Source organism: Ideonella sp. FW305-24 (assembly GCF_058788035.1).
On sequence record NZ_JBYTAI010000019.1, the window covers coordinates 96448 to 106616 of the forward strand.

Annotated in this window: 12 protein-coding genes; 10 read left to right on the plus strand and 2 right to left on the minus strand. The window is 67.7% G+C overall.

Annotation, left to right across the window (positions count from 1 at the left end; all coding sequences use genetic code 11):
- Positions 1-167 precede the first annotated feature (167 nt).
- Positions 168-404, plus strand: a complete 237-nt coding sequence (locus tag AC3WR5_RS31160; protein WP_231013103.1) for a hypothetical protein — start codon at positions 168-170, stop codon at positions 402-404.
- Positions 401-1264 carry a transglutaminase-like domain-containing protein gene (locus tag AC3WR5_RS31165; RefSeq protein ID WP_492489594.1) on the plus strand — a complete coding sequence of 288 codons (864 nt, stop codon included), beginning with the start codon at positions 401-403 and terminating at the stop codon, positions 1262-1264. Before AC3WR5_RS31160 ends, AC3WR5_RS31165 begins: the two co-directional genes overlap by 4 nt.
- Here AC3WR5_RS31165 and AC3WR5_RS31170 read toward each other — a convergent pair.
- Positions 1261-1839: a hypothetical protein gene (locus AC3WR5_RS31170; protein WP_492489595.1), complete on the minus strand. Its 579-nt coding sequence runs from the start codon at positions 1837-1839 to the stop codon at positions 1261-1263. The two genes, AC3WR5_RS31165 and AC3WR5_RS31170, sit on opposite strands and share 4 nt — an antisense overlap.
- Before the next feature lie 209 nt (positions 1840-2048).
- Between AC3WR5_RS31170 and AC3WR5_RS31175 the strand changes: the two genes are divergently transcribed.
- The 5 genes from AC3WR5_RS31175 to AC3WR5_RS31195 are packed head-to-tail and all read left to right on the plus strand — an operon-like array spanning position 2049 to position 6447.
- Entirely contained in the window at positions 2049-2753 is a 705-nt protein-coding gene (locus AC3WR5_RS31175; RefSeq protein ID WP_492489597.1) for a fumarylacetoacetate hydrolase family protein, read from the plus strand.
- A 5-nt stretch (positions 2754-2758) separates the two neighbouring features.
- Positions 2759-3664, plus strand: a complete 906-nt coding sequence (locus AC3WR5_RS31180; RefSeq protein ID WP_492489599.1) for a helix-turn-helix transcriptional regulator — start codon at positions 2759-2761, stop codon at positions 3662-3664.
- Between the two features lie 36 nt (positions 3665-3700).
- Positions 3701-4465, plus strand: a complete 765-nt coding sequence (locus tag AC3WR5_RS31185) for an SDR family oxidoreductase (protein ID WP_492489600.1) — start codon at positions 3701-3703, stop codon at positions 4463-4465.
- A gap of 16 nt (positions 4466-4481) precedes the next feature.
- Positions 4482-5435 carry a 2-hydroxyacid dehydrogenase gene (locus tag AC3WR5_RS31190; RefSeq protein ID WP_492489602.1) on the plus strand — a complete coding sequence of 318 codons (954 nt, stop codon included), beginning with the start codon at positions 4482-4484 and terminating at the stop codon, positions 5433-5435.
- Between the two features lie 34 nt (positions 5436-5469).
- Complete coding sequence (locus AC3WR5_RS31195) at positions 5470-6447, plus strand: Bug family tripartite tricarboxylate transporter substrate binding protein (protein WP_492489603.1); 978 nt, start codon at positions 5470-5472, stop codon at positions 6445-6447.
- 1 nt (position 6448) lies between these two features.
- Here the strand turns inward: AC3WR5_RS31195 and AC3WR5_RS31200 are convergent, their stop codons facing one another.
- Positions 6449-8020 carry a methyl-accepting chemotaxis protein gene (locus tag AC3WR5_RS31200; protein WP_492489605.1) on the minus strand — a complete coding sequence of 524 codons (1572 nt, stop codon included), beginning with the start codon at positions 8018-8020 and terminating at the stop codon, positions 6449-6451.
- Positions 8021-8418: 398 nt separating this feature from the next.
- Here AC3WR5_RS31200 and AC3WR5_RS31205 point away from each other — a divergent pair, with 398 nt between their 5' ends.
- The 3 genes from AC3WR5_RS31205 to AC3WR5_RS31215 form a co-directional block, all read left to right on the plus strand.
- A complete protein-coding gene (locus tag AC3WR5_RS31205; RefSeq protein ID WP_492489607.1) occupies positions 8419-9597 on the plus strand; it encodes a methyl-accepting chemotaxis protein in 1179 nt (392 codons plus the stop codon).
- Positions 9598-9645: 48 nt separating this feature from the next.
- On the plus strand, positions 9646-10014 hold the full coding sequence (locus AC3WR5_RS31210; RefSeq protein ID WP_325649039.1) for a response regulator: 369 nt from the start codon (positions 9646-9648) through the stop codon (positions 10012-10014).
- Positions 10011-10169: STAS domain-containing protein (locus tag AC3WR5_RS31215; RefSeq protein WP_492489612.1), on the plus strand; the 159-nt coding region annotated here is incomplete at its 3' end. The genes AC3WR5_RS31210 and AC3WR5_RS31215, both read left to right, overlap by 4 nt.

A 10169-nucleotide genomic window follows, 5' to 3' on the forward strand; every position in this document is an offset into this window, starting at 1 on the left:
GCTTGCGGGCCGCCATCCAGTCACCTCGGCTCCGGCATCCACCCCGCGCCGGCCAGGTGCCTGCGGCAGGCTGGTTGTGGCGCCGCGCAAACAACCTTGGGGGTTGCCCCTTGCTGGCGTGCGGGCATCGCCAATTCGGTGTTACGGTGTGCCAACCAGGAAGCTCATTGAAGCCCTCTACACGCTCATCCCAGCCTGCGCCAGTGCGCATCGACCCCTTGCGCAACGCCTTGCTGGCCACGGTGGATGCGCTGCACCGCCGCCGGGCCGACCTGGTGAGCGAATCGCTGATTGAGGCCTACGTGGCCGCGTTCTGGATGGAATGGGCTGGCGGCACGCTCAAGCTCACCGAAACCGGCCAGAACATCTGCAAGCAGCTGCGCGCTGCAGCGAGGGTCGCATGATCCGGCTGCAGATTGCCATCCAGCTCGACTACGAAGTCTCCGCCACCGGCAGCGACTTCGTCTTCAACATCCACGCCGCGCAAACCGCCCGCCAGCATGTGCTGGACGAGCAGCTCACGCTGAGCCAGCCGGTGGCCTACCGCGTGGAGAACGAGCCCAGCAGCGGCAACCGCCTGCTGCGCTTCAGCGCCCCACCCGGCCAGCTGCAGGTCAACTACCGGGCCACGCTGGACGTGCACCACTTCATCGGCTCGCCCGAGCTGATTCCGGAAGTGCCTGTGGCCAAGCTGCCGCCCGAGGCGCTGGTCTACATCTACCCCAGCCGCTACTGCCCTTCCGACCGGCTGCACCAGCTCGCGATGCGCGAGTTCGGCAGCCGCTGGCAGGGCTACAGCCGGGTGCAAAGCATTTGCGACTGGGTGCGCGAGCGCACCACCTTCGCGTCCAACACCAGCACCTCGCAAACCTCGGCGCTGGACACCTTGCTGGACCAGACCGGCGTGTGCCGCGACTTCGCGCACCTGATGATTGCGCTGTGCCGCGCGATCAACATCCCGGCCCGCTTTGCCACCGGCATCGACTACGGTGCCGACCCTGCCCTGGGCCCGACCGACTTCCACGCCTACGTCGAGGTCTACCTCGGCGACCGCTGGTACATGTTCGACCCTTCGGGCACCGCCATTCCAATGGGCTTCATGCGCTTTGGCATTGGCCGGGATGCTGCAGACACCGCGTTTGCAACCATTTTCGGCGGCGTCAAGACGCATGCCCCGGTGATCGACATCCAGGCCATCGCCGGGGCCGACGGGCGGCTGCGCCAGCCCTTCCACTGCGGCCGCGCGCTGTCGACAGACGGCTAACCGCCCTGGCCCTCCGGCCCGCTGGCAGCCGCCTGCACGGCTTCCTGCTCACGCTGCTGCGCCACGGCCAGCAGCGTCTGCTCATAGGCAGTGCCAAACTCGACCCGCGTGAGATCGCGGTAGCGGTAGCTGCGGCCACCCAGCTCCCATTCGGCTTCGGGACTGAGCCGGCGCAGCGCATAGGCCTCTTCGGTGCTCATGCGCAGCGCGCCGACCTCCACCGCATCCGGATCCACCAGTTCCTCGGTCAGCACCACAACGCCGAACATCGCTTCGGCCGACGCCAGCAGCTCGCGCATCGAGCCCAGTGCCAGCTGCCGCAGCGGCTTGGGGTACTGCTCCTTCAGCGCCAGCGCCCGCTGCAGCATGTCCAGGCGAGAAAAGTCCGTGGCAATGGTCTGCACGTCCTCGCGCCGGAAGACGATGTAGCCGTCCAGGTCCAGCCGGCTGCTGACCTGGTGCAGCACGACAAAATCGTCGCTGTCGGCCACCAGGAAGCCGTGCCAGGGGGTGTCGTCCAGGCTGCGCAGCAGCTCGACCAGCGGCAGGTTGCCGATACCAAAAGGAGAGTGCATGGCGATCAGGATTCAGCTTGGCTTCGTTGTAACACGCCCGGCCTGAAAGCCGCGGCGGGCGCACTGCCGCGGTGGGTCGCGGCCCTCAGGGTTGCCCCTGATCAAGCCCTTGCGCGCGTTGTTCCGTCCGTAAGAACCGCAGTCCTGTCCAAGTCCGCGGCGATACGCTTGCCTATGCTTCCTCAAGCCTTTTGCCTGAGGACCGCTGCGTGAAGAACCCGCCCATTCCTGCCCTGCCGACGGTGCAAGCACCGACGCTGGCCATCGCCAACAGCACCGACCGGTTCCCGATCCGCCGGGTGTTCTGCATTGGCCGCAACTACCCGTGGCCGGGCAGCGCCACGCTGGCCGGCACCCCACGCGAAGCGCCGTTCTTCTTCATGAAGCCGGCCGATACCGTGGTGCCAGCCCAGGGCCTCATCGCCTATCCCCCGCTCAGCGAAGATTTCTGCCATGAGATCGAGCTGGTGGTCGCCATCGGCAAGGCCGGCGTGAATGTGCCGCCGGAGGCAGCGCTGGACCATGTGTGGGGCTACGCCGCCGGCCTGGACCTGACGCGACGGGACCTGCAGCTGGAAGCCAAGCAGGCGGGCCGACCATGGGAAGGCGCCAAGGCCTTCGATGCTTCCGCGCCCTGCAGCCCACTGGTACCGGCGCACATCAGCGGCCATCCGACAAGCGGCACCGTGTGGCTCGCGGTGAACGGCGACCAGCGGCAGCATGCCGACCTGGCCGAGCTGATCTGGCCGGTGCACGAGCTGATCAGCTTCCTGTCCCGCTCGGTGACGCTGCAGCCCGGCGACCTGGTCTTCACCGGCACGCCGGCCGGTGTGGCCGCGCTGCTGCCGGGGGACGTGATCGAAGCCGGCATCGAAGGCGTGGCTGCATTCAGCGTGACCATCGCCCCACGGTGAACGCCATGGCCAAACTCGCCATCGTGCCGACGCTTGCCATGCAGCAGCGCAGCGACAGCCCGGACTTCTACATCCGCGACCGGGACGAGCGGCCAGCCACCACCACGCCGCACCGGCACGACTATTTCCAGATCCAGATCAACCGCGGCGGCGACACGGTGCACCACATCGGCGGCGCGATCCGCCCGTTCCCGCGCCACACCGTGGCCTTCATCCTGCCGCACCGGCTGCACCTCATTCCGCACCCAGTGGATGCCGACTTCGTCGTCATCAACTTCACCCAGGAATTTTTCGTGCAGCACATCCGCTGCGACCCGCTGGACCTGGAAGACATCCCGCTGGCAGAGGCGCCGGAACTCGCCCCCTTCCGCTTCCAGGAACACCTGGACTTCACGCTGGACAGCAGCGATTTCGCCGAGCTGGAAACCCTGGTCGCGAAGATGCGCGCCATCGGCGCGACACGCCAGGTCGGCTCCGCACTGATCCTCAAGGGCCACCTGCTGGCGCTGATTGGCCGCATCTGCAACCTGTACCAGAACCAGCTGCTCGCGCTGGCGGCAGACAAGGCCGAGAAGCGCGGCCGGCGCGACGCACTGGAGCGCGTCACCAAGTACATGCGCGAGCAGATCGGCAACCCGGCGCTGTCGCTGAAAGACGCCGCCGCTGCCGCCTTCCTCACGCCCAACTACCTGACCCACCTGCTGCGCAAGGAAACCGGCAGCACCTTCACCGACCTGGTGCTGGACCGCCGCATGCGCCTGGCCCGCACCCACCTGATCAACACCTCCAGCTCGATCAGCCAGATCGCCGAGCACTGCGGCTTCTCGGACGAAGCCTATTTCTCGCGCCGCTTCAAGAAGGCCTACGACCAGTCACCCAGCAGCTTCAGGCGGCAGCACCAGGGCGGTTGAGGCGCCGCCCCATAACCCAAAACCAAGGAGTCACGCATGACCCATCCCTCGCCCCCAAAAGTTGCCCTCGTCACCGGCGCCGGTAGCGGCATCGGCCGCGCCGTTGCGCTGGCGTTACTCGAAGACGGCTTTGCCGTCGTGCTGGCCGGCCGGCGTGCCGAGCCGCTGCTCGAAATCGCCGAAGCCGCCAGGCAGCAGGGCCAGCAGGCACTGGCGGTGCCGACCGACGTGCGCGACGCCGCCAGCGTCACCGCGCTGTTCAAGGTCATCGAGACCAGTTTCGGCCGGCTTGACGTGCTGTTCAACAACGCCGGCGTCAACGCACCTGCGGTGACGGTGGATGAGCTGCCACTGGAGGCCTGGCAGAACGTGATCGACACCAACGTGACCGGCGTCTACCTCTGCGCGCGCGCCGCGTTTGGCCTGATGCGCCGGCAACTGCCGCAGGGCGGCCGCATCATCAACAACGGCTCGATCTCGGCCCACACGCCGCGCCCGCTCAGCTGCCCCTACACCGCCAGCAAGCACGCGGTGCTGGGCCTCACCAAGGGCCTGGCGCTGGATGGCCGCGAGTTCAACATCGTCTGCAGCCAGGTCGACATCGGCAATGCGCTGACCGAGCTGTCGGCCCGCATGACCAAGGGCGTGCGCCAGGCCAACGGCAGCATCGCCGCCGAGCCCATGGTGGACGTCAGGTACGTGGCAGACGCCGTGCGCTACATCGCCGGCCTGCCGCTGTCGGCCAACGTGCTGAACATGACGGTGATGGCCAGCCACATGCCGTTTGTCGGTCGCGGCTGAGCAAAGGACACACGCCATGAAACCTGACATCCTGCAACTCAACCCGATCCTGGTCCCGGTCATCAACGACCAGCTGAACGCGCTGTACGCGGTGCACCGGCTCTACGAGCAGGCGGACCCGGACGCCTACCTGCGCGAACACGGCGCGAAGATGCGCGGCGTCATCACCGGTGGCCACACCGGCATCAGCAAGGCAATGATGGAACAGCTGCCGGCGCTGCAGATCGTCGCGGTCAACGGCGTGGGCACCGATGCGGTGGATCTCGCCTACGCCCGTGCGCGCGGCCTGCCGGTGGCGGCCACGCTGGGCGCGCTGACCGAAGACGTCGCGGACCTGGCCATTGGCCTGCTGATCGCCACCTGCCGCGACATCTGCACGGTGGACCGCTTCGTGCGCGGCGGCGAGTGGGTGAGGCGTCCGCAGCCCAGCGCCATCCGCCTGGCGCGGCGCTTCAGCGGCATGCGCGTGGGCATTGTCGGCATGGGCCGCGTGGGCCGCGCCATCGCCATCCGCGCCGCGGGCTTTGGCTGCCCGGTCGCCTACACCGACCTGCGCGCGATGACCGATGTGCCGTGGACCTACATCGCCGACCTGAAGGAACTGGCCCGAAGCAGCGACGCACTCGTGCTGGCTGCCGCCGCGGACAAGGCCGAAGGCATCGTCGACGCCGCGGTGCTGGACGCGCTCGGGCCCGACGGCTTCCTGGTCAACATCGCCCGCGGCCGGCTGGTCAACGAGCCGGACCTGGTCGCTGCCCTCACGTCAGGCCGCATTGCCGGCGCGGGGCTGGACGTGTTTGCCGACGAGCCGCATGTGCCGCCCGCGCTGCTCGCGCTGGACAACGTCGTCTGCCAGGCCCACCGCGCCAGCGCCACGCACGAGACGCGCAAGGCCATGGGCGAGATGGTGCTGGCTGCCATCGCCCAGGCGCTGGCGGGTGAACGGCCTGCCATGAGCCTGACGACCTGAATCGCTTCAACCACAACACCGGAGACAAGACATCATGAAGTTCAAGCAACTCGGCGCCATCGCCATTGCCCTCAGCTCGCTGGCCGCTGCACTCGGCAGCGGCCAGGCTGCAGCGCAGGCCTACCCGAGCCGGCCCATCACCATCATGGTGGGCTCCACGCCCGGCAGCACGACGGACGGCCTGGCGCGCGCGCTGGGTGCCGTCATCACCAAGGAAACCGGCCAGCCGGTGATCGTGGACAACCGCGCCGGGGCCTCCGGCGGCATTGCCGCACAGGCCACCGCCCGCGCCGCACCGGACGGCTACACGCTGTTCATCACCACCAACACCACGCAGGCCGCCAACCCGCATCTGTTCAAGAAGCTGGTCTACGACCCGATCAAGGACTTCACGCCCATCGGCCAGATGGTGCAGGGCTACATGCTGATGGTGGTGAGCCCGACCTCCAAGGCCAAGACCGTGGGCGAATTCATCGCGCTGGCCAAGCAGTCGCCAGGCAAGCTGAGCTTTGGCGCCGGCAGCTCGTCGGCGCGCATCGGCGTGGAGCTGTTCCAGCACATGAGCGGCACGCAGCTGACCTACGTGCCCTACAAGGGCAACCCGCAGGCGGTCATGGACCTGGTCGGTGGGCAGACCGACGTGATGATCGTCGACCTGACCACCAGCCTGCCGCAGGTCAAGGCCGGCAAGCTGCGCGCGCTGGGCGTGAGCAGCCCCACGCGCTCGCCGTTGGTGCCCGGCGTGCCGACCATTGCGGAATCCGGTCTGCCAGGCTACGTGGCCAACCACTGGAACGCGCTCTATGCGCCAGCCGGCACGCCCACCCCCATCGTGCAGCGCCTGAACGAGCTGATGCGCAAGGCGATGGCGACCGATGCGCTGCGCGAGTTCGCCGAACAGAACGGCATGGAAACCCACCCGACCTCGCCGCAGGAACTCGCCAGCTTCCAGCTCGCCGAGCTGGACCGCTGGGGCAAGATCATCAAGGACGCGGGCATCCAGCCCGAGTGAATCAGGAGGCCGCCAGCTTGAAGGTGGACATGGCACCCACCAGGTGCTCGCTCTGCTCGCGCAGGCTGGAGGCGGCCGCGGCGCTCTCCTCGGCCAGCGCGGCATTCTGCTGAGTCGATTCGTCCAGCTGGGCGACCGCCTGGCCGACCTGCGCCACGCCGCTGCTCTGCTCGGCGGTGGCCAAGGTGATCTCGCCGACGATGTGGCTGACGCGCTGGATCGCACCGACGATCTCGCTCATGGTCTCGCCAGCGCGGTCCACCAGCGCCGAGCCCTGCTCCACCTGCTCCACGCTGGTGGTGATCAGGGTCTTGATCTCCTTGGCAGCCGCTGCGCTGCGCTGCGCCAGGGCCCGCACCTCGCTGGCGACCACCGCGAAGCCGCGGCCCTGCTCACCGGCGCGAGCCGCTTCGACCGCGGCGTTCAGCGCCAGGATGTTGGTCTGGAAGGCAATGCCGTCGATCACCGTGATGATGTCGGCAATCCGCTTGGAGCTGGCATTGATGCCGCGCATCGTGTCCACCACCTGGCCGACCACCGCGCCGCCACGGCCGGCCACGTCGGATGCGCCTTGCGCCAGCACATTGGCCTGTTGCGCATTTTCGGCATTGCTGCGCACGGTCGAGCCGAGCTGGTCCATGGTCGCGGCGGTCTGCTGGATCGCGCTGGCCTGCAGTTCTGTGCGCGCGCTGAGGTCCGCACCGCCGTGTGCGATCTGCTCGGTGCCGGTGGCAATGGAATCCGCCGCACGGCGCACCTCGTTGACGATGCGCGACAGGCTGCCCTGCATCGCACCCAGCGAAGCGAGCACGCTACCCTGCGGTGCCTCGTGTGCGCCGTCCAAGTCGGTCAGGTTCCCTTCGGCAACGCGGCTTGCGACCCGGCTCAGGTCAGCCGGCTCGGCGCCCAGCGCCTTGCGAAGGCCGCGCACGATCAGCCAGCCGGCCAGCACCGCGGCGCCAAGGGCCAGCAAGCAGGCCGCGATCAGCAAGATGCGCTGTTGGCCGTACTGGACCTGGGCTTCTTCCTTCAGTTGCGCTGCACGGGATTCGGTGTAGTCGGCATAGTCCGTCGTGGCCTTGGCCAGCGCCTTGATCAGCGGCCGACACTCGGTGTTCATCTTCGCGATGGCGGCATCGTGCTCGCCCTTCAATGCCAGGTCCACGATGGCCAGCGCCACCGGACCGTAACGCTGCTCCACCTGGTCAATGGCAGCGACGTGCTGGCGGGCAGCCTCGGACACCCCGCTGGTCGCGACCATGGCCTTCAGCTGCGCCAGGCTGCGCTGCACCTCGGCATGCGCTGCCTTCACCTCCTCGTCCTCGGAAGCCAGGTCGGCCGGCGCAGAAACCAGCACCAGGTTGCGAGCCGCAATGGCGCGGCGGTCGACTGCGATGCGCAGGTGCGAGGCCACCGTGGCGCGTGCGCTCACACCGTCAACATGATGGACAAAGCGCGCATTGGCATCGCCAAGGTCCTTCAGTGCCAGGGCAGCCACGACGGCCACAAGGGCGGCGAGGATGCCAAAGGCCAACGTGAGCTTGGCGCGAATCGTCAGGGAGCGGTGTGTCATGGCTGTCTCTTCTTGGTGGTGCAAAGGGCCCGCGCGGAAGCAACGCGGCTTGCTTGGTCTACAGAGACTTCGGCCACCCAGTCGACCAACTGAATGATGGCAACTGCGCACGACTCGCCACCTGCGGTGTGCTCGCCGTCACTAATTCACGGTGGCCGCGTTTTCATGCGGCACCCCAAGAGGGCGCAAGCGCCGGGATGACCGCACTTTCGAGCGCCTGGGGGCTCTGCAGTGTTCCGAAATGAGGGCCAAACATGGCACTTTGTCTCGCTTTCCACTGGGTGCTCCGATGGAATAGTCAAGTTCGTGACACCGGGTCTGCACCCGGTCAAATTCGGGCATGGCGCCTCAAGTCGAGGACCAGCCCGCCGATGTGAGGCCGTATGCCTGCTTCCACCATGCCTTCTTCGCCCGTCGCTCCCAGCGCCGCCACCACCCTCATCCAGCGGCTCGGCCGCATGCATGGCAGCGGCATGGGCCTGGCCGGCGCGGCCGGCATGTTGCTGACCGGCGGTGTCCAGGCCGGGCCGCTGCTGGGCGGCGTCGCGCTGCTGGTCGCAGGCGCCTGGAGCGACTGGCAGCGCGCGCGCCGCCGCTCGTCAGACCACGACAGCGCCGCCGCCTTCGTGGCCGGCACCGATCGGCTGGGGCAGGACGTGCTGCCGGTCTGGAGCGCCCACATCGAAACCTCGCGTGCCCAGATGGAAGATGCCGTGGCCGCGCTGTCGCAGCGTTTTGCCAGCATCGTGGACCGGCTGGACCAGGCACTGAAAGCCTCGGCCCAGGACGGGGACCAGGGCGTGGGCGCCGTATTCGACCAGAGCAACCGCGACCTGCACGGCGTGCTGGACACCCTGCGCGAAGCCATGACCAGCAACAGCGCCATCCACGCCGAGGTGCAGTCCCTGGGCCATTTCGTCGGCGAACTGCTGGAGATGGCAGCCGAGGTCGCCTCCATCGCCTCGCAGACCAACATGCTGGCGATCAACGCCGCGATCGAGGCCGCGCATGCCGGCGAAAACGGCCGCGGCTTCAGCGTGCTGGCGCAGGAAGTGCGCAAGCTCTCGGTGATGTCCGGAGAGACCGCCCAGCGCATGGCCGAGAAGGTGCAGGTCATCAGCGAAGCCATCAAGACCACGCGCAGCAGCGCCGAAGCTTCATCCCAGCGCGGGCAGGCCTCGGCGGCCGAGGCCGAAACCTCGATCAACGGCGTGCTGGGCCATTTCCGCAGCGTCACCGAAGGGCTGGAAGCGTCTTCCGAAGTGCTCAAGCGCGAAAGCGTGGGCATCCAGGGCGAGATCGTCGAAGCACTGGTGCAACTCCAGTTCCAGGACCGCGTGAGCCAGCGCATGACCCATGTGCGCCACAACATCGAGCGCCTGCCCATGCTCCTGAGCGCCACCCGCAGCCGCTTCGAGGCGGCTGGTGAGCTGCAGGCGGTCGACAGCGCCGCATTGCTGGCCGAGCTGGAAAGCAGCTACGCGATGGCCGACGAGCGCAACACCCATCAACGCAGCCACGCGGGCAGCGCGGTCGCCGCGCCCGCCGCAGCCGAAGAAGAAGTCACCTTCTTCTGATCCGCCCCATTCCGACCTCGTCTCTCAGAACTCAAAGGGAATCCATCCATGGCCAAGACCATCATGATCGTCGACGACTCAGCCTCGCTGCGGCAAGTTGTCGGCATTGCGCTGCGCGGCGCCGGCTACGACGTGATCGAAGGCTGCGACGGCGTTGACGCGCTGAAGAAGCTGACCGGGCAGAAGGTCCACATGATCATCAGCGACGTGAACATGCCCAACATGGACGGCATCAGCCTGGTCAAGGCGGTCAAGCAGCTGCCGGCCTACAAGTTCACGCCCATCGTGATGCTGACCACCGAATCGGCCGGCGGCAAGAAGGCCGAAGGCCAGGCCGCGGGCGCCAAAGCCTGGGTCCTCAAGCCCTTCAACCCGCCGCAGCTGCTGAGCGTGGTGCAAAAGCTGGTGCTGCCATGAGTGGCGGCGGGCAAGCGGTGCTGGCCATCGAAGGCGAGCTGACGATCTACCGCGCAGCCGAGCTGTGCGAAGAACTCCAGGCCGCGCAAGCCTCGGCCGCGGCGCTGGAGATCAACCTCGCAGGCGTGACCGAAATGGACAGCGCCGGCGTGCAG